The organism is Cytobacillus sp. SAFR-174 (assembly GCF_051964675.1).
Classification (GTDB): Bacteria; Bacillota; Bacilli; order Bacillales; family Cytobacillaceae; genus Cytobacillus.
Map to the genome: position 1 here is coordinate 167,483 of NZ_JBQCMZ010000006.1, position 19,874 is coordinate 187,356.

Below are 19,874 nucleotides of genomic sequence, written 5' to 3' on the forward strand. Positions count from 1 at the left end.
TAACGTACAACTGAGATATTATTGGGCTGATTAATCACATTCAGCAATTAGGCACATACGATATACAAGAAATCAATTTAAAGGGTGTTATGTATGCCAGCTATTGTGGGAGTCGCACAGGTCATATCGATCGGGAGCAGTTCTGTCTTCAATATCGGGGATGTATATAAAATCATGCCAGTTTCTAACGCCAAGACCTTTTCAGGTGCCGGATCATTTAACACTGGAGATGGCCTGAATGTTTACAATCACCGGAGCTCAACAAACACTTATGATTGTGATGGCGTGGATCAGGGCAATTATTTCAATGCTTAAAACGGGTGATACTATGAATTTTTATATACAGCAATCCATTCATATTCATTTCATAAAGATCGGCGGGATTACAAACTCTTCCGTCTTGCAAATTGGAAGTGCAGGCATTATAAAGCCGGCGTCTTATTTGTATAACACTGGCGGCTTTACCGAGCCTGCGCCTGAAGCAGAAGGTCCGGCGCCTGCTGGGCCAGCAGGGGGGAGTGTTTTTCTGTCACCTTCTGTACCTCTGACTGGTGCGCAGAAACGATAAAATCATTTTTTTATAAGCGAGGTGGTGCGCTTGAATCAGCAATTAAATACCTATCTTCAGCAATTGCATGCTTTTGTAGAAGCACAGGAAAAACGAATACAGAGACTTGAAGCTGCGGTTAAAAAACTTCAGGAAGAGACTGAAGTTCTGAAAAGCCGTCCGCCAATGCAGGTAGATCGGATTGAGTATAAATTTGACCAGCTTAAGGTAGAGTCTCTTGAAGGCACTTTAAATATTGGCTTAAACCCTTCTGAGCTGCAAAACATTGAAGATTTTGCCGTAGATAACAAAAACATTAAAGCACCTGTTTCGCCTAAAAACCAGATGAAGAGAACGATGGAAATCGAAGACGCCATTTATCAGTATTTAGAACGGGAACTTCCGGAAATTACAGCCTCTGCTCAGAAGAAATTAAATATCAATGTGGATGACTCGTATATTGCGTTTATCAAAGAAGATATCAAAAAGCAGCTGCCTAACCGGATTGACTTCTATATCCAGCAGCAGGCATCGGAACGCTCCGGGCAGGAAAATAACGAAGAGATTATCGAGCTGATAAAGAAGGAGATTCACAATGGGGTCTATGCCTTTATCTCGCATTTGCCGGAGAATATGAAGGGAATGAATAAAGAATGAATTATCAGGTATATAACAGAGATCTGTGCGTTGGCAGCATAAGAGTACTGGGTGTATCCAGTTCATCTGTTCTGATGGTTGGGGATACGCAAACGATCCAGCTGGCAGCCACTTTTGATACACCCCCTGAGTCACTTCTGATAGGGCCATTTGTGCCTCTTACACCGGAGTAAGCTGCCTATGCTGCAAAGAACATCATCTGTTGATAAGATCAATATTGACACCATTGCCTTTTCTTCTGTATTTGAAATTGGGGACTCATGCTTTATTAAAGGATTCTCAAGAGCAATTGCAGACCAGCGTGAAGCTGAGTATTTTAACGCGAAGGAAGGGAATTTTTCAGTCTATCCTGTATTCAGGGAACCCATTCCTTTAATCCCTATTGAAGAAAACATAACGATGCAGACAACACAGCTCAATCCGATCATTCGGGTTCAGAACATTGATATTATCGGGGTTTCCTCCTCATCTGTCATCCATATCGGGAACAGTGGAAACATCTCAATGGAAGCCCGGGTCAAGCATATCCGTCAGATTTATCCAAAAAACAGCAGAACGCAAGGATGAAAATTTTTCATAAAGGATGTTTTACATGCCAGCTATAATCGGACCGGTACAAATCATTAATGTCAGCGGGGGAATTGTTCAATTCGGAGACTCCCTTTATATCTCTCCTAAAAACAATTCCAAATCAACAACCGGACAGGGTGCCGCTAACACAGGCGGTTTTGTCATTACGAACAATGGCCTTAGCGCCAGTAACGTACTGGATACAAGTCTGGTTGATCAGCCTAATGTCGGCAATAACTAATTGAATGAGCGTATTATGGACGATAGCACCTTCGTTATCGTCCTTTTAATTTCCGTTCATTCGACTTCCTTGCTTTTGTCAGCTTAGATGATGGCTGTTTCCTGATCCATTTCAAATATTTCCGGATTTTATCATCCTGCTGCAATAACTCGATTGAATTCAGCCGTACAGCCAGCTCTGCATTCGTATATAAAGCATGAATCTGCTTATGGCAGGGTATGCATAATTTAGCGGTCGGCAGGAAGGTGCCCTCCATTTCTTTCGGCGTTAAATGGTGGACTGTTATATCAGTATCCTCCCTCAGGCATAACTCGCAGGTTCCGGTTTCTGTGCGCTTTTTTCCCATGCTAAGCCTCCTTTATCTTTACATTACCCTTTATATTGGGACGGTAGTAATTTGCGGGGATATTTCGGCTTCGCGAGCCTTTTCAGCTGATGTTCGTTATAAATACATCTCCTGCACATACACAAAAGCCGGCAAGTCTCCTTGCCGGCTTTTCCTATAACTTAATTGTATGAGCACCATCAAAGAAAAACAGGTATCTTTCATTGACTTCCCGTTTTAAAATCTGTTCCAATGCTCTGGTGTACATATCAATTTGTACTTTGTACCTGATTTCAAGAACGGGTTTGGCTTCAGCAAACCCTCCCTTATAACGGCCGCTGATTCCATCCGTTTTATAATCCAGGAGCACCAAACCATGCTCATCTTCGAATACACAGTCCACAATCCCCTGAATGAGAACAGGTTCATCTTCACCCTGCCAATCTGAATAAATTTCCCGGGCAGGGAAAGATAAACTGAATGGGATTTCTCTGCGTACCGATTTAGCCTGAACCATTCTTTGTCCCAGTTCAGTTTCGAAAAATTGCACAATCAGCTGTGGCTCAATGCTGGCACGCTGCTCTTCCGTGAGCAATTCTTTCCTGACCATCTCATCCATTTTGGAGGATATCGTTTCCACTGTTACAGGCCGGCTGAAATCAATATGCTGCATGACAGCATGCATAGCAGTACCCCGTTCAGCAGGAGAAAGTGATTTTTCCTGCATAAAGCGAGGCCGGCTGAGCATCGGTTTACTGATTTTACGGATTAATTCAGTACTGCTGTCTTCTTCAGAAAAAATCTCCCGCTGCCTCTTCACTTCCGAAACGGATTGTTTAGATCTGGCTTGAGCTGCCTGCTTAAAGGAATATTTCCAGGAAAGCTGTTCCTCAACTTTATCCTTATAAGCCGATTCTGCCGGAACAGTTTTTCCTTCATAAACCAATTTCAGCAAATCCGTTTCGCCCTCATTGGCTTCTTCCGGAAGAACAGCAGCTTCTTCGCTTTTAATTATGGTTATATTCCAGCAGGAAGGGTGTTCAAGTATATCACCCGGGACGAGAGGATCCACCAGCACTTCCCCTCTCAATGCCTCACACTCCCGATGCCGGACAAGAGCCGGGCCAATCCAGTCCAGATAACTGTTTGCAGAAGCCCTGTCATACTCATTCAGGAGCCAGTCTTTATGTTCGGATGCCTGCAGCCACTTATTTAATTTTTTTTCTGCACTCTTAACAGACGAAACCAGGTACAGTTTTTCCTTCGCCCTCGTTAAAGCAACATATAAAACCCGCATTTCTTCAGCCAGCATTTCCATTTTCTTTTTTCGTTTAAAAGCAATTTGCGGCAGAGAGGGATACGAAATTCTCTTCTCGGCATTTACATATTTTGCAGCGAATCCAAATTCCTTATCAAGCATATATGCCTTTTTCAAGTCCATCGTATTAAAGCTGCGGGCAAGCCCTGCAATAAAAACAAAGGGAAATTCAAGACCTTTGCTGCTGTGGATCGTCATAAGACGTACAACATCTTCCTGCTCACCTAAAGCGCGGGCAGCACCAAGATCATCGCCTCTGTCCCGCATTCGTTCAATAAACCTTAAAAAGCGGAATAATCCTCTGAATGAGGTTGCTTCATACTGTCTGGCTCTGTCGTACAATGCGCGAAGATTTGCCTGCCTCTGTTTTCCGCCAGGCATACCGCCGACAAAATCATAAAATCTGGTTTGTCTATAGAGATGCCAGATCAGCTCTGAAAGGGAACCCTGCCGCGCCATTACACGCCATTCTTCAAGAGCATCAAAAAATGGCCGGACCTTTTCATATAATTCTCCCGTTTCAAGGGTTGGGTGATTCCGGCAAAAAGAAGTTAATGCTTCATAAAATGAACCCCTTTTATTATGGATTCTGATTTGTGCAAGCTCTTCTTCGGTCAGACCCAAAATAGGAGATCTCAGAACCGATGCCAGCGGAATATCCTGATACGGATTATCTATCACTTTTAGAAGTGACATCATAATCGCTACTTCTGTTGCTTCAAAATAACCGCTGGAAAGATTGGCATAGACAGGGATTCCCTGCTGTTTGAATTCCTCCATAATCTGAGGAGCCCATGTCATGGAACGAAGCAGGATGACAATATCCCTGTACTTGGCAGGACGTCCGGAATGAGTCTTTGTGTTGTATACTTCTTTCCGATTCCCAATGATTTCTTTTATTTTTGAAGCCATATATCTGGCTTCGAGCTGTGATTGGGCTAAATCTTCGCTGTCAAAACCCTCATCCATGGATTCAGGTTCCGGTTCACTCTTTTCATTTCCTTCAAGGTCAATAATAGCAACCTCAATAGGCTGCTCCTGATCCTCTGAAAAGGGAGCTCCTTTAATAAGTTCAGCTGCCTGGTCATACTCAATTTCACCGACAGACGTCCCCATAATCTGCTTAAAGATATAGTTGGTCCCATGCAGAACTTCTTTACGGCTTCTGAAATTTCGCGCCAGATCAATTCTGAGCCCTGCTCTTTCTCCATCCCGGTCAAACCGCGTGTACTTGCCCAGAAACAGATTAGGCTCTGCAAGGCGGAAACGGTAGATCGACTGCTTAACATCCCCTACCATGAATAAATTCCCGTTTTCTTCTGAATCTGCCGTTACCAGCTGCAAAATAGCTTCCTGAACCATGTTGGTATCCTGATACTCATCAACCAGAACTTCTTTGAACTGATTTCTGCAGACAAGAGCCGCTTCTGAAGGCCAAAGCCGTCCCTCCTCATCTGGTGATGAAAGAATTTCAAGGCAATAATGCTCAAGATCAGCAAAGTCAACAAGCCCTTTTTCAGTTTTAACCTGATTAAAGCGAATGGAAAATGCTTTAACTAACCTAACAAGCTCTTTGATATGGGGCTTCATTTCCGCCATATCACGCATGAAGCTTTCCTGTCTGCGGAGAAACAGTTCTTCCTGCAGGCCGGTTATGATTTTCTTGGCCTGATCCCTAAGTTTTTTTGCTTTTTCGACCAGTCCTTCATCATATTCATCGCCCTTACACGTTTTGGCTCTGCCAAAAGACCATGATTGCATCGCTTCATACAGCATCGTCCATGAATCATTTTTCGCTTCAATTAGTGTATTTACAACATGCAGATCTGCGGTAAAGTTCTCTGCTCTAGGAGCCGGTCCCCCTGGAAGCTTGGTCAGCTCAAGTCCAAATTGAAGCAGCTGTTTGGCTCCTTTCAGTTGAAGATCAATATCCTCCAAAAGCGAACGGACAAATGGAAGCTGCTCAAGACTGCTGACTCCTTCCACATTGTACATCTCAACAATTGAATCAAGATATTGATCAGGCGAAGGGTTGGAACGGGCAAAATCGTATAAGTCCCTTATTATATCCTGAAGGGCAGTGTCACTTCTATCATTTGTAAAAGTGTCAACAAGTGCAAAGAATCCTTCATTTTCCTCTTTGCCGTATTCATCTTCAAAAAGCTCTTCGAGTACTTCATCCCTCAAAAGCTGTGCTTCAGTTTCATCAGCGATCCGAAACCCCGGATCAATATCGGTCATATAGTAATATTTGCGTATCATCTCTAAGCAAAATGAGTGCAAAGTCGAGATGGATGCCCTGTTTAATAAGCTTACCTGCTTTCTGAGGTGAACAGATCGCGGATTATCATTTATAGCCTTTTCAAGAGCCTCGCCGATTCTGTGCCTCATTTCTGCTGCCGAGGCATTTGTGAAAGTCACAACAAGCAGTTCATCGACATTAATAGGATCTTCATCCGCGATAATCTTATTGATGATCCTTTCAACCAAAACAGCGGTTTTCCCTGATCCGGCTGCTGCAGCCACCAGGATATCCTGGCCCTTGGCCATAATCGCTTTCCATTGGTCATCAGTCCAGGTTGCACCTTCCGGCTTAGGCGGTATGGTCATTTTCATCTCCCTCCACCTCCTTCTTGATGATTTCAATCATGTCTTCTTTTGGCTTAGGAGTAAATAATCTGTAATCATTTGTTTCAAGAGATTCATCAAATTGGCATACAGATTTATAGGCACAAAATGTACATGGTGTTTTTTCCTTCATTTTATATGGAGCAATTTCAACATTGCCCTCAGTAATCTTATTGCCTGTATTCCTATACATCTTTCTTACATAGCGGCGCAAATAATCAAACTCCTGCTTGCTTGCCACTTTAGACCGCTTCGAAAGGGTGCCGTCCTTTTTGAACCCCGCTGAGATAATGGATGAGTCGCCTGTCTCAATAGTCTGGTCCATTAACCTGATTACATTTTCTTCTCCGAGCAGGAGGCCATTCATTTTGAATTTCTTATAGAGTTCCTGTTCGATATCCTCCAATGTCAGCATTTTTGAAGTGCTGACGATCGGATTATGGACATGGAAGTAAAGGACTCCTGCCGGGTCGGCTTTTGTTCCAATTAAAGAGCTGGAATGGGCAATTATGATGTCCAGATACGTCAGCATCTGCAGAGCAATGCCATAGTAAACCTCACTTACATTCAGATCCTTGGAGCTGGATTTATAGTCTATTACCCGTAAAAATGTCCCGTTGGCATCCTGAGCCTTATCTACTCTGTCAATTCTTCCGACAAGCTCCATTTTAGCCCCGTTTTTAAGAGGAAAAGCAAGCGAAGGAAGCTCTCCTTTCGGCCCAAACCCCAGTTCAAGGCCCACCGGCGAGAATCCGCTTGATTTGGCATGCTCGCTGATGACATAGGAAGCTCTGCTGATAATTTGCTCAAGCTTTCTCTTAATATAGTGATGCCTGTTCGAGCTTAAGAGAATTTCATTTTGAAGTTTAGGAGCAAGCATTTCAACCGCTTCTTTTGCAAGGATCTCACACTGTTCCCTCGTCATATCTGTCCATGAAAGTTTCTGAGTCATAACTGTTTCTGCAATAAATTTTAAAGCAGCATGGAAAAGATCCCCGATATCCGGTGCCTCCAGGCGGTACACCTGTCTTTCCCGCAGCCTTAGTCCATGCTGTGCAAAATGGGAAAATGGGCAGCTATGGAATAATTCCATTCTCGAAACACTCGCCTGAATATGATCTCCATACAATTCCTTACTGACGTCTTCACCAAGCTGAAGTGTCCTGTTTTCATAATTAAGACTGGAAAGCACCTTCAATGCAGGCCTTCTCCACTGCTCATTTTTAAGGTAATAGTTATAAACATCCCACCAGAGGTCATAGATTGGATAGCTGCGTTTTTTGAGCTGAAGCTGTGAAGTCAAATACGATAATGCTGTATTAAGGTTATCAGCATACTCCAGCTGCTCCGTTTCCTTAAGCTCTGCCGGATCAGACATGAAGGAATGATGCCTGCAATCAGGAAATAAATCTCCCAATCTCTTAATATAAGGAGACGGCATAAGTGCTTTACCTTCTTCATTTGCCAATGGATAGCTGATAAAAAGTTTTTCTGATGGAGTAACAAACGCTTTATAAGCTATAAATTCCTCATCAAGCAAACGTGTGCGGCTTCCCGGCGCCAGTTTCATTCCGTTCGTGTTCAGCATTTCCCTGTCGTCATCCGCCAGCACACCATCCTCCGAGAACTTGGCAGGAAGTACTCCTTCATTCAGCCCAATGACAAAGGCAGCTTTAATATCGGTTAGCCTTGATCTTTCCAAATCGGCAGCCATGACCTGATCAATGGCAGGCGGAACAAGCGTAAATCGAAGCGACTCCAGTCCGGCATCAAGAATGGATGCAAAACGCTTAAGGCTTACTTCTTCTTCACCAAGCATTTCCACATATTGATCCAGAAGCTCCATTATGGCATTCCATGCTTGTCCATGTTCCCTTGACTTAACAAGGTTCCCTTTATCCTCCTGAGCAGTTTTCCACTTCTCAATCTTCAGAGGAACATCCAATTCTTCCATGTATAAAAATAAAGCTTCACACAAGCTGCGGCCATCAGCAGCCTTTCTTAAGCGCCTGTGCAGCCTTAATATTGGGCCTGTAATCATTTCGCGCAGATCATTTAACTCATCTTCTACTTTTTTCTCGGCATCAGTCTGGGCAACTGCTTCAAACTCCAGCCCCCTGATTCTTCTGTATGTCCATCTCTTCTTTTTCGTCCATTTGTCTCCTTGAATGCCATAAGCTAGAACATAGTTCTCAAGTCTGTCCATTTGCTCACGAAGCTTTCCGGGGTTTAACCTGGACGGAAAAATCAGCTCTGTTTTTATAGCTCTGAAAATCGGTTCATAGCGCCAATTCCCATTGATTATCTCAAGTGTTGACCGGATTAACTCAACGAGCGGGTGATTCAGCATGGTTCTTTTCTGATCAATAAAAAATGGGATATCATAGTCACGGAACACTGTTTCAATCATGTCATGATAATCCTTGCCGTTTCTTGCCAGTACGGCAATATCACGGTAGCGATAGCCATCTGTGCGAACAAGCTTATTAATTTCCCTGGCAACGCCTTCAATTTCAGCCCTCCTGCTGACAGCCTGTCCAATGTGAATGTCCGCTTCACCTGTAAATGCCTCTGCAGGCCTGCTGTCAAAATGAGCCTCAAGATGCTTAAGTGAAGGCTTGAGCCACCTTTTTTGCTCGGAAAGGAGCATCTCTTCCACATCCAGCCTGTTGCGGGAAGCCATTTCTTTGATTGTCTGATAGCTTTCTCCCGGCATTCTGAATAAATGAAGCTCATCAGAAGCACTGTTCTTTAACGGCTGGTCAAGCGTTAATGTGATTGTGACGTTTTTACACTGCTTCATCAGCTGTTCAACAATTGCATATTCCTGTGGTGTAAAGCTGTAAAAGCCATCTATATAAACCTCAGCATTTTTTAGATACTCTGAATGGGAGGCTTTTTCCGCAAGCAGGCGGAAATAATCCTCTGAATCTGTATATTTGCCAGAAAGGGATTCCTCGAAATTTTTATAGATTATTTCAAGATCATGCAGCTTATCCTGAAGTGCCTTATTTGACTTCCCGCTTGCCGAGAGCTGATTTTGCTTTTCCGCCAGTTCGTCGGGAGCTACACAATATCGTTTGAATTCGGTCATGATTTGTTCTACTTGCTGAATAAAGCCATTTTTGTCTGCAGCCCTTTGAAACAGCTTAAGATCATCCTTTTTATCTTCAATGATTTTGCGGATCAGCATGCTGATGCCTACACTATTAAGATGGTATCTGCTCATGCCTCCCGTTTCCTGAAGAATTCTCCAGGCAAGACGCGTGAAAGAGTATACCTGGCTGCGGATCATTCCGCCAAGGCCAGGTGTTGTTATTAATTTATATTCTGAAAGGAACGTCATTTGTTCCGGCACTAAATAAATGATTGGATCTCCATCCGGATTAAACCGCAGTTCATCACGGATTTGGTTAAGGCAGTATTCCGTTTTACCACTCCCGGAACGGCCTATCAATAAACGTACGGTCATAATTTTCCTCCTTAAAAAAGCTCTCTCTCTCTATCATTATTTTATCATATAAGCTGTTCAATTTTTTGTATGGGGTTCTTCAAAATTGTGGAAATGACAACTTTCCTATTCGGGGTTTCTTGCATAAAGTATATCGGCAGGTGATAAGGATGATTTCAAAACAGGTCTTGATTGCAACTTCAGTCATTTTGACAATTACAGGAATTTTCGTGGCCAGCAACATTTATACACTAATCCCTATTTACGGGGATATTGCTGACTCATTTAAAATAAATGAAAATTATATTGTTGGCGGAGGAAGCCTGTTTGCATTTTTTTATGCAGCCGGCCTGCTGTTCTTTGGTCCTGCCTCTGATACATTTGGCAGGCGCAGAATTATTATTACAGGTTTGTTTGCTTCTGCTTTGTCCACTTGTGCCGTCGGGCTCTCTCCTAATTTAGAGGCTCTCTATATAACTAGGTCGATTCAGGGGCTGACTCTTGGGAGCTTTGCTCCTGTTGCCTTCGCTTATTCCTTTGATCTTTTACAGCCGAGGAGCCGCACCCTGCTGCTTGTTTTTATCAATACAGGATTCCTTGTCGCCGGCATCCTTGGACAGTTGATCAGTTCGACAATTACTTTTTATTTTAAATGGAACTATGCTTTTTATTTCTTTGCGTCTTGTTATTTAATTCTTTTCCTAGCATCGTATAAAATACTTCCAGGCACTTCTCCTCCTTCCAAATCAGAGGTTTCCGTTATTTCTATTATGAAAAAACTATTAATGAACGGAAGCCTGCTCCAAAGCTATGCTATTACCTTTACTTTGCTGTTTACCTTTGTAGCTTTTTACGATGCAATAGGAAGGAATTTCGAGGGAACCATGGAGGAGCTGTTCACATTAAGAGCTGTGGGACTAATCGGGGCGCTGCTGTCGCTCTTTACGGGAAAATTAATTGAGCGGATTGGTGCCCATTTGACTTTAAAGCTTGGTTTACTTTTAGGAATCTTCAGCATCATTAATATGTTTTTCTTCAGCAGCACTATTGCATTAATGGCTATTTCAATAATGTTCGTGGCCTCTATATCTATTCTTGTTCCCACAGTTATCACACTGATTGGCATGATAGCAGGAGCTGATCGGGCAAAAGCGCTTTCTCTCTATTCTTTTTTTCTATTAACCGGGGCAAGCCTTGCGCCGCCGGCGGTTATGATTCTGGAATATCATGATGTACTGTTTCTGCTTCTTGCCTTTTTTCTTACGAATATCGTTCTTAGCTATTTCTTGTCAAAAGAAATTACTTTTGTCAGTCAACCAGAATAAATCTTGTAAAGCGCGGTATCATTCCGCGCTTCTTCACTCTTTCCACTCCTTTCTCAGCAGCCCGTATAAATACATATCATGCCGTTTTCCATCGCGCTCAAGAAACTCTCTATAGCAGCCTTCTTTCTTGAATCCAAGACTTTCATAAAGAGTCTTTGCTCTAGTATTATAGGAAAATACAGTAAGCTGAAGCCTATACAAATTGAGCTCCATAAAAGCATAGCGAATCAGGCATTGCATGGCGTCCTTTCCATACCCTTTTCCCCATTCGGTTTTATCTGCTATGGCAATGGTAATCCAGCCTGTTCTGTGTGGCCATAAAATGCCGTTTAACTCCGCAAAGCCTATCAGTTCATTTGCTTCTTTTAACCTGAGCGAAAATCTGAAGGTGTCTTGCGGACATTCATCAAGCCATTTCTTAATTTCCGTTTCCTGTTTGGGTTTTACCGGCAGAGCATCCAGGTTTCGCATAATTTTCTCGTCTGCACGCCACTGGATTATCTTTTGAATATCATCCTCAAGAAACGCCCCCAGAATGATCTTTCTTCCAGACAATATCGTACTGCTTATCACTTTTCTCCCTCCTGAAAAAATAATTCTGCAAGAGATGGGATTCGCTAATTGGATAAATAAAGAGCTCCCGAAGGAACTCTTTATTCGTACGTTTCCACAAATACTGCGGCTCCCATTCCGCCACCGACACATAAAGAAGCGATTCCTTTATGGTCTCCTCTTCTCTTCAACTCATGAACAAGACTTACGACAAGACGAGCACCTGTACATCCAATTGGGTGTCCCAGGCTGATTCCGCTTCCATTTACATTTACTTTCTCCCGGTTTAAGCCAAGTTCTCTCTCAACCGCCAAATATTGGGCCGCAAAGGCCTCATTAACTTCAATCAAATCAGCTTCTTCAAGCGACCAATTGACACTGGCAAGACCATTATTAACTGCCGGAACAGGTCCTCTTCCCATTACTTTCGGATCTACTCCCGCAACAGAGAAGCCAGCAATCTTTGCCAGCGGCTTCAGTCCTCTTTCGAGAGCCAGCTCTTCCGGCATGAGGACCAGTGCTGCTCCGCCGTCATTCAGGCTGGATGAGTTTCCTGCTGTTACCGTTCCGCCCTTTCTAAAGACCGGCTTCAATCTGCTCAGCTTTTCCGCTGTTAAGTCCGCACGCGGGTTTTCATCTTTTGCAACGGTTACTTCTCCTTTCCGGGTCTTCACAGTAATTGGAACGATCTGCGAATCAAAGTAACCGTTTTCAATTGCGTGCAAGGCTCTCTTATGGCTAAGCAATGCCGCTTCATCTTGCTCTTCCCTTGTGATGGAATGAATTTCTGCCAGGTTTTCTGCTGTTTCCCCCATCATGATATGTTGGATTGGATCTTTGAGAATCTCCCATACTGTGTCGGTTACCTGTCCATGCTGCATGCGGGCGCCCCAGCGATGCTGTTTTAATACATAAGGACTGGAGCTCATGGCTTCTACTCCTCCGGCAATAACGATATCTGACATACCTGATGCAATCTGCAGGGCAGCGGAGATAATGGCCTGCATACCGGATGCACACTGTCTCTGGACTGTGAACCCTGTTGTCGTATCGTCAAAGCCTGCAAGCAATGCTGCTGTCCTCGCTGTGTTCGGTTCATCTGTACGCTGAATGCAGTGTCCCAAAATTACTTCATTCACGTCACTGCTCTGCAAGCCGCTTCTTTCGGCAGCCTCTTTTAATACTGGAACAATCAAATCTGTCGGCAAAAGATCCTTAAAGGCTCCTCCAAAAGTCCCGACCGGTGTTCTTACTGCTGATGTTATTACAACATTTCTCATACTTTTCCACCCCTTTTATTATCAGATTAACGAGCAATCGCTCAGAGTCAGGTTATTACATCATAATACCGCCATCTACATGCAGGACCGTGCCATTCACATAATCAGATTCATCCGAAGCCAGAAACAGATATGCATTCGCAATATCTTCCGGTTTTCCAAGTCTGCCCAGCGGAACCATGCCCTGCATTTGGCCAATCACCTTTTCCGGCACTTTTGCTGTCATGCCTGTAGAGATAAATCCTGGGGCCACGGCATTAACGTTAATTCCTTTTCGGCCGAGTTCTTTTGCCCATGTTTTGGTCATTCCCACCACACCCGCTTTGGCTGCAGCGTAGTTTGTCTGTCCGACATTCCCATAAATTCCGGAAACAGAAGATGTATTGATAATTTTTCCCCTTCCCTGCTCCAGCATGAATGGAAGCACTGCTTGTGTACAATGGAAAACACCTGACAGATTCACATCCATAACCGCCTGAAAATCATCCGGGGATAACTTTGATAGCATCCCGTCCCTGGTTATTCCTGCATTATTGATAAGGATGTCAATTTTCCCAAATGCCGCTTTTACAGCTTCCGCCATACTGTCTATGCTTTGCCTGTCAGCCACATTAACCTGAAAGAACTGTGCATTTATTCCTTTTTCCTTGAGCTCTTGAGCCCTGGTTATTCCCATGTCCGCGTCATAATCTGCCATGGCTACTGCGGCTCCTTCACCTGCAAACCTTTCTGCTGCAGCGAGACCAATCCCATTGGCTGCACCTGTAATAATGGCGACTTTATCCTTAAGCCTCATTAATTGCACCTCCACTATATATACAAATATTCCGACATCAAAAACTAAAACTAATCCGGTAACGTGTACACCAGCTTTTATTCGACAAAGCCCGCAGATTCTCCTGTATCCCATGCAATTATTCTTAAACAACGATCCCAGTCTTTCAAGGAAACTGTTGGGAATTTTTTGAATCGGTTTAACCGCAGCCAAAAAAGGCTAAGAAATATAAAACAATAGACAGCAAATTGGAAAGGGGCATTTATCATGAAAGTTGTTTATGGATTGATGGCACAAAACGGAGACGCCCAGGAGCTGTTATGGGACTTGGGATTTTGGGAAAGTGAAGAATCCGCAAAGGAATACTTAAATGCCGAAATGGCCAATTCACGCGGAATTACCGTAGAGCCTATTAATATTAATGATGCTATTCCCATTCACCCGGAAGAAATAGAGGAAGAAAAAATGGTTGCCTGTTCTCTATGTGGAATTGAATACAATCGTGAAGATGTGAATATGACTGATTATGATGAAAACGTGTGTGTAAACTGCGAACCTGAATATAGGGAAAATCCTAATTTGCATGTTATCTAAGATTAACCTTTTCTGCAAAAATAAGAGACTCGAATATTCGAGTCCCTTTTACTATAAGATCTGTTAGAATGACGCATCCATTTCATCAAGCGGCCAATAGCGCAGGTTTACTTTCCCTACAACCTGGCCGGCTGAAATAAATCCAAAATGCCGGCTGTCCCAGCTCCCGAGACGATTATCTCCCATAACAAAAAGTTTACCCTCCGGGACAGTTTCTGTGCCCGTCATCTCCAGCAGTGTAAAGTCACCTGTCAGTTTGCCTCCTGAGATTTCTTTTCGGTACTTATCCAAATAAGGTTCATCCACTTTCCTGCCATTAATAAATAATTCATCATTACGGTATGCAATTTCATCCCCCGGCATTCCAATTATTCTTTTTACAAAATCCTCTTCATCATTATGATGGAAAACAATTACGTCAAAGCGTTCTAAATCGCTGACCTGATAGCCGATTTTATTGACAATCAGCTTATTTCCATCCTGAAGGGTAGGCATCATGGATTCACCTTCGACAATGTAATTGGAGAAGAAAAAAGTCCGTATAAAAGCAAAGATGATAATGCCTATTGCAAAAGCCTTCAGCCATTCCGCTCCTTCTTTTCTCAATCCTTCCTTCACCATTCATCTCCCCTAGTACTTATGCATTCAATGCTTTTTATTCCCGCGATCTTTTTCTACGCTCATATTCATCTTTATTTCAATAATTTTGCCGACATACCAAAGAATGAAAATGACCAGTGCCACAATAGCAGTCCGAATTGGCTGTGTTATTAATGATCTGATATCATATCCGACAAAGCTTATTGTAAAAATCATCACTATTTTCCCCGTCAGGACTGCCAGCATATATTGAGCAATACTGATATTTGAAAGCCCGGCTACAATATTGACAACCGCTGAAGGAGTAAACGGAAAACAAAGCAGGATGAACAATGGCCCGAATCCATGCTTTTCAACCCATTTCATAAGCTTCTGTACCTGCTTATTTTTTTTCAAAAAACGGAGTATTCGTTTCTGGCCATATTTTCTGACCAGCAGGAAAACAATCAGCGCTCCTGCGACCGCTCCGACCCAGGAGTATAAAAATCCCAGCCAGAGACCAAATGCACTCGCATTTGCCATAACAAACAAAAACAGAGGCAGAAAGGGCAAAAATGCTTCTAGCATTGGAAGCAGAATACCCGGGAGAGGTCCAAATGAACGATACTCCCGGATTAAATCCATAATATTCTCTAATGTAAACCAATCTTTGAGCAGTTCAAAATCCATTAGTATCTCCTTGTCCAATATGCAGCAATACCTTAGTCGAATCGTTTTGATAAAGTGAAACTTCAATCAGTGGGGGGGGCATTTTCCCCCACTGATTGTTAGTCGCGTTCTAGTGTCGCTAAGATCTCCGCTAGCGCTTCGATCAATCGGCACTACGAATCCGATTGGTTCAACTAAGCCTCTGCATGCGCGACGGCAAGTTTCACTGTATCTCACCAATCGGGCCTTTACATTATAAAGCGAGGCGACTTGCCCAGGGGTGACAAGCATAAGACGAGCAGATGGTGGGAAGTGCTTTTCTTCCCATCAGCTGATTGGCTTATGACCTCGAGCCCCTAGGAGCCGCAGCTAGATTGGGCTGTTTGACCCCCACTTACCCTCCTTTGATTCCTCTGAGTCTTGAAGTGGGGGTCTTACTGCCCGTTAGAATGCGATAAAAAATAAGTTTCCCCTAGTTTTACCATTTCCCCTTTTATTGTACACCTAATCAGGCAAAAACAGTGTTTCTGTCTTTTTATTTTGAAAGAAATTCATGGATTGCCGCTTTATTCGCCTCTTTATCTATGCCCAGAACCGCAGCACCATTAATTCTCTCGTTTTCAAATGTTCCATCAACAGGAACGCGAAGAGTCTCAACATTCCTGTTATCCTTAGATACGAAATCTTTTCCGATATACAGAATATCTCCCGTGTTCATATTGGTATTTACAAAAGGAGTTACCACCCCGATGAGTTTTGGAAGCTTCGTAATGGTCTGAAGGCTTGTAAACTGGCTTGCTACTTCTTTCATCACCTTCTGCTGGCGTTCTACTCTTCCGAAATCCCCTACTGCATCCTGCCTGAACCTGACGTACCCAAGGAGATGCTCTCCATCAAGCCGCTGCAGGCCCGGTTCGAGTGTGACACCGATATTGGCAGACATTCTTTTTTCCACATCAATTTCTACCCCTCTGGGAAAAGCTTCATCAATTAAATGTACAAAGCCCTCAAAGTCAACAATAGAGTAATATTTAATATCTAAATCAAAGTTCTCTTTGAGCGTCTGCCTCAATAACTCAGGACCTCCATAAGCAAGAGCAGAATTTATTCTGTTTTGCCCATGACCCGGTATGTCCACATACATGTCTCTCATAAAAGAAATCAGCTTATATGTGCCCTTTTCAGGATGATACTGTGCAACCATTATGGTATCAGCCCTTGATTTCTCCTCTCCCCTTGCATCACTTCCGAGAATCAGGATATTCGTCCCGCCATATTTATCTTTTTCGCCATTGAATTCAAACTCTTCTGTCTGTATATTTGCTTCTCCTTCTGTCTGGGAAACACCTTGCTTAAATTGAAAATACGAATAGCCAAGGGTTCCTGCAATCAAGAGAAGCAGAATTAGGAGGACAGATTTCCACTTTCCTTTCTTTTTCTTCTTTTCATATCTATCTGATCTCATAAGTATAAGTCCTTTCTTTAAAGCGAATTATGGAAGGGTTTGAACACCTTCACCTATATTTGACTGCAGAGTTCAATAAAAAGTTTCGAAAGCTATGCTGGTATATCCTGTATACATATATTTTGCAGATGAATTGGATTCTTTGCAATTTATTTTAAATAGTTTCTTGCATAAAAAAATGACATCATTGATATATCGGCAAGTTTTGTGTCCCTTTACAGATCTATGAAAAAAACCGCAAACCAGATGGCCTGCGGTTATATCTCAAAGATATTCATCAAACCAGCCGGCTATATAGTGCAGGCGGCTAATTCGCAAATTCGGTTTTCCGCTTCTTGAAAGCTCATGATTGGCTTCAGGGAACCGGACAAATTTTGCTGTTTTCTTCCGATGCTTTAAGGAAATGAATAATTGCTCTGCCTGTTCAATTGGACAGCGATAGTCTTTTTCACTGTGCAGAATCAGGAGTGGTGTATTTATATCATTCACATAAGCAAGCGGAGAGTGTTTCCATAGTTTTTCTATATCATTCATATCACTCTTGATTTGCCAATCAGTAAAATAGTAGCCGATATCACTTACTCCATAAAAGCTGATCCAGTTGGAAATGGAGCGCTGGGTGACAGCTGCCTTGAACCGGCTGGTGTGTCCAATAATCCAGTTGGTCATAAAGCCTCCATAGCTTCCTCCCGTTACGCCTAGCCGTTCTTTATCGATGAAATCGAAGTTTTCGAGCGCGTAATCGACTGCATCCATAATATCCTCATAATCCTTGCCTCCGTAATCCCCTCTGACAGCATCTACAAAATGCTGGCCATATCCATGGCTTCCCCGTGGATTGATAAACAAAACCGCATAGCCTTTTGCAGCGAGGCATTGAAATTCATGGAAATAAGAATTGGCATACATAGCATGAGGGCCTCCATGGATCTCAAGCACAAGCGGTGCTTTTAGGCCCTCTTTCAAATGGACTGGTTTCATGATCCAGCCATGGAGGTCCCACTCATCTGAGGATTTAAACTGAATGGGCTCGGCATCTGCCAGCTCCACTCCGCTCAGGAACTCTTCATTGACTTTTGTCAGCTGTTTTAATTCCCCTGTCGGAACATCAAGTAAATATAACTCTCCGGGAGAAGACGGCCTGCTGATGGCTACAACCGCTTTATTGATAGTTCCACCTGTTGTCAGTCCATATACATGCTGCTGATCCAGCAGGGCAGGATATAATTCCCCATCTAAAGAGCCATAGTAAACAACTGTATTGCCATGATCAGTTGCCAGGAAGTAAAAGCTTCTGCTGTCCTCTGCCCAAAGAATTCCCGGTGTTACTGCACCCTGCTGGAAATCTCCGATGGCATAATCACCAGCCAATATGTCCGATTCTGCAGTCAGGCACTGCAGATTCTCAAATTCGAGGTTATACACCCATACTTTGGTATGCGTAGCATTTTCGTATTCCCTTTCATGCCCGAACAATCCTATGTGTTTTCCATCAGGGGACCATGCAGCGCTTCCGAAATAACCATTACCATTTGTAATCTTTTTCATGTCTTTTGTTCCAAGATGGATGATATACACATCGCTTAGAAAAGAAAAATCCTTATCTTCACTCAAATCTGCCGTAACAGCAATCCATTCCCCATCTGGGGACCAGTCCTGCAATTGGAAATCATGTTCTCCGGTTGTCAGCTGCTCCATCTCGCCAGTTTCTATATCTATTAATGCGACCTGGCTGTACCTTCCGTTCCAAAAACCCTGGGCGTCAGATTTGTGCTTCATTTTTTCAATTTCAATCGGTATTGGCTTTTCTTCCTTTTTTTCCTGGTTTTCTAGTGTTTCTGCGTTTTCACCCGGTTTTATTGAAAGATTGAAGGCAAGTTTCTTTCCATCAGGGGACCAGACAGGATTTGAAGCACCATTTGCACAATGTGTCAGCTGTCTGGCTTCTCCGCCTGCTTTGCTCATTACATAAATCTGTGACTTCCCGCCTCTGTCTGATACAAATGCAATTAACTCCCCATCTGGAGACCAGCGGGGTGAATGATTGCGGTGTTTGCCATAAGTCCACTGAACAGGCTTATTGCTTTTTGCAGTATTTATGTAAAAAACATTTGAACTATATGTATTTTCTTCTTCAAGCATTCTGGTCTCGACAAAAGCCAAATCATATCCATTCCTGGAAAGCTGCGGATCAGCTGCAGATTTTAAATGATAAAGGTCTTCTGGTTTAATTGTTCTTTTTTGCGTCATTTATTTCATCCTTCCTAACTGTGTGTTCTACTTATTTCGACATCAGAAATAAAATCCCTTCCCAATTAGCTTCAGGCTGAAACTTTTTTTCATTATTGGAAATGATGAAGTATAACAGTATTTCGACAAATATAGGCTCTTGCAAGATAAAACATTCCTTTGTAAAATTAGATAAGAACATACGTTCTTTAACAAGGCAGGATACTATTATTTAAGGGGAGCAGAACAATATGACCAGAATTCCTGAGGAAGACCGTAATATCATGGAACAGGCTATTTATCTGCCAATGGTGCTGACGGTTTTAAATCGCGACTCTATTGTCATTAATAAAAGCCCGTTTAAACTAAAACAGCCTTATCTTGATTTGGTTGAAGAAACAATGAAGGTCATTCAAAGTGAACTCTCTGAGGTAAAACGCTATATGAATAAAAACCAGCTAAAGGTACAGGAAATAAAGAGGGATGAGGCATTTACTATGTTTATGTTCCTGTACAAAGGATATGAGGAGCATCATAATTATTTTAATCCCCGGATCCGCAATAAAGTTCAGGAGCTAATGACCTATTATCTTATAAAAAAACCTTTGCCTGGACCAGGGAAAAATCGGAAAGCCAATTAATTTTTGCAATAAGAAAGCCTGCAGCTAA

General features: G+C 42.8%; 19 protein-coding genes. 9 read left to right on the plus strand and 10 right to left on the minus strand.

The window, feature by feature from the left end; translation table 11 throughout:
* Positions 1-93: 93 nt before the first annotated feature.
* Genes ACTHRG_RS08805 through ACTHRG_RS08830 form a run of 6 tightly spaced genes read left to right on the plus strand, consistent with a single transcriptional unit; the run spans position 94 to position 2,015 of the window.
* A complete protein-coding gene (locus tag ACTHRG_RS08805; RefSeq protein ID WP_076261223.1) occupies positions 94-315 on the plus strand; it encodes a spore germination protein in 222 nt (73 codons plus the stop codon).
* 13 nt (positions 316-328) lie between these two features.
* Positions 329-568 carry a spore germination protein GerPB gene (locus ACTHRG_RS08810; RefSeq protein WP_076261285.1) on the plus strand — a complete coding sequence of 80 codons (240 nt, stop codon included), beginning with the start codon at positions 329-331 and terminating at the stop codon, positions 566-568.
* Positions 569-592: 24 nt separating this feature from the next.
* Entirely contained in the window at positions 593-1,204 is a 612-nt protein-coding gene (gene gerPC, locus ACTHRG_RS08815; protein ID WP_440231021.1) for a spore germination protein GerPC, read from the plus strand.
* On the plus strand, positions 1,201-1,377 hold the full coding sequence (locus ACTHRG_RS08820) for a germination protein GerPD (RefSeq protein ID WP_009331284.1): 177 nt from the start codon (positions 1,201-1,203) through the stop codon (positions 1,375-1,377). The genes gerPC and ACTHRG_RS08820 overlap by 4 nt, the downstream gene beginning before the upstream one ends.
* Before the next feature lie 7 nt (positions 1,378-1,384).
* Positions 1,385-1,771, plus strand: coding sequence for a spore germination protein GerPE (locus ACTHRG_RS08825; RefSeq protein WP_076261219.1), 387 nt, complete (start codon positions 1,385-1,387; stop codon positions 1,769-1,771).
* Between the two features lie 25 nt (positions 1,772-1,796).
* Complete coding sequence (locus tag ACTHRG_RS08830; RefSeq protein WP_035327074.1) at positions 1,797-2,015, plus strand: spore germination protein; 219 nt, start codon at positions 1,797-1,799, stop codon at positions 2,013-2,015.
* Between the two features lie 34 nt (positions 2,016-2,049).
* On the opposite strand, the gene ACTHRG_RS08835 is transcribed toward ACTHRG_RS08830, so the two are convergent.
* From ACTHRG_RS08835 to addB, 3 genes are all read right to left on the minus strand, one after another.
* Complete coding sequence (locus ACTHRG_RS08835; protein WP_076261217.1) at positions 2,050-2,361, minus strand: hypothetical protein; 312 nt, start codon at positions 2,359-2,361, stop codon at positions 2,050-2,052.
* Positions 2,362-2,515: 154 nt separating this feature from the next.
* A complete protein-coding gene (addA, locus tag ACTHRG_RS08840) occupies positions 2,516-6,274 on the minus strand; it encodes a helicase-exonuclease AddAB subunit AddA (RefSeq protein ID WP_076261214.1) in 3,759 nt (1,252 codons plus the stop codon).
* Entirely contained in the window at positions 6,252-9,758 is a 3,507-nt protein-coding gene (gene addB / locus ACTHRG_RS08845) for a helicase-exonuclease AddAB subunit AddB (protein ID WP_076261211.1), read from the minus strand. The genes addA and addB overlap by 23 nt, the downstream gene beginning before the upstream one ends.
* Before the next feature lie 149 nt (positions 9,759-9,907).
* Between addB and ACTHRG_RS08850 the strand changes: the two genes are divergently transcribed.
* Positions 9,908-11,062: an MFS transporter gene (locus ACTHRG_RS08850; protein WP_076261208.1), complete on the plus strand. Its 1,155-nt coding sequence runs from the start codon at positions 9,908-9,910 to the stop codon at positions 11,060-11,062.
* A gap of 33 nt (positions 11,063-11,095) precedes the next feature.
* Here ACTHRG_RS08850 and ACTHRG_RS08855 read toward each other — a convergent pair whose 3' ends face one another.
* From ACTHRG_RS08855 to fabG, 3 genes are all read right to left on the minus strand, one after another.
* Entirely contained in the window at positions 11,096-11,635 is a 540-nt protein-coding gene (locus ACTHRG_RS08855; protein WP_076261205.1) for a GNAT family N-acetyltransferase, read from the minus strand.
* 80 nt (positions 11,636-11,715) lie between these two features.
* Positions 11,716-12,894 carry a thiolase family protein gene (locus ACTHRG_RS08860; protein WP_076261202.1) on the minus strand — a complete coding sequence of 393 codons (1,179 nt, stop codon included), beginning with the start codon at positions 12,892-12,894 and terminating at the stop codon, positions 11,716-11,718.
* 55 nt (positions 12,895-12,949) lie between these two features.
* The gene (gene fabG / locus ACTHRG_RS08865; protein ID WP_076261200.1) at positions 12,950-13,690 is read right to left on the minus strand and encodes a 3-oxoacyl-ACP reductase FabG; all 741 of its coding nucleotides are present in this window, start codon (positions 13,688-13,690) and stop codon (positions 12,950-12,952) included.
* 246 nt (positions 13,691-13,936) lie between these two features.
* Here fabG and ACTHRG_RS08870 point away from each other — a divergent pair, with 246 nt between their 5' ends.
* Positions 13,937-14,263: a hypothetical protein gene (locus ACTHRG_RS08870; RefSeq protein ID WP_076261197.1), complete on the plus strand. Its 327-nt coding sequence runs from the start codon at positions 13,937-13,939 to the stop codon at positions 14,261-14,263.
* Positions 14,264-14,326: 63 nt separating this feature from the next.
* Here ACTHRG_RS08870 and lepB read toward each other — a convergent pair whose 3' ends face one another.
* From lepB to ACTHRG_RS08890, 4 genes are all read right to left on the minus strand, one after another.
* The gene (lepB, locus tag ACTHRG_RS08875) at positions 14,327-14,881 is read right to left on the minus strand and encodes a signal peptidase I (RefSeq protein ID WP_076261283.1); all 555 of its coding nucleotides are present in this window, start codon (positions 14,879-14,881) and stop codon (positions 14,327-14,329) included.
* A 27-nt stretch (positions 14,882-14,908) separates the two neighbouring features.
* On the minus strand, positions 14,909-15,532 hold the full coding sequence (locus tag ACTHRG_RS08880) for a TVP38/TMEM64 family protein (RefSeq protein ID WP_076261195.1): 624 nt from the start codon (positions 15,530-15,532) through the stop codon (positions 14,909-14,911).
* Positions 15,533-16,046: 514 nt separating this feature from the next.
* Positions 16,047-16,976, minus strand: a complete 930-nt coding sequence (locus tag ACTHRG_RS08885; protein WP_175609148.1) for an LCP family protein — start codon at positions 16,974-16,976, stop codon at positions 16,047-16,049.
* 264 nt (positions 16,977-17,240) lie between these two features.
* Positions 17,241-19,226, minus strand: coding sequence for a S9 family peptidase (locus tag ACTHRG_RS08890; protein WP_076261190.1), 1,986 nt, complete (start codon positions 19,224-19,226; stop codon positions 17,241-17,243).
* A gap of 230 nt (positions 19,227-19,456) precedes the next feature.
* Between ACTHRG_RS08890 and ACTHRG_RS08895 the strand changes: the two genes are divergently transcribed.
* Positions 19,457-19,846, plus strand: a complete 390-nt coding sequence (locus ACTHRG_RS08895; protein WP_076261187.1) for a hypothetical protein — start codon at positions 19,457-19,459, stop codon at positions 19,844-19,846.
* The last annotated feature ends 28 nt before the right edge of the window (positions 19,847-19,874 follow it).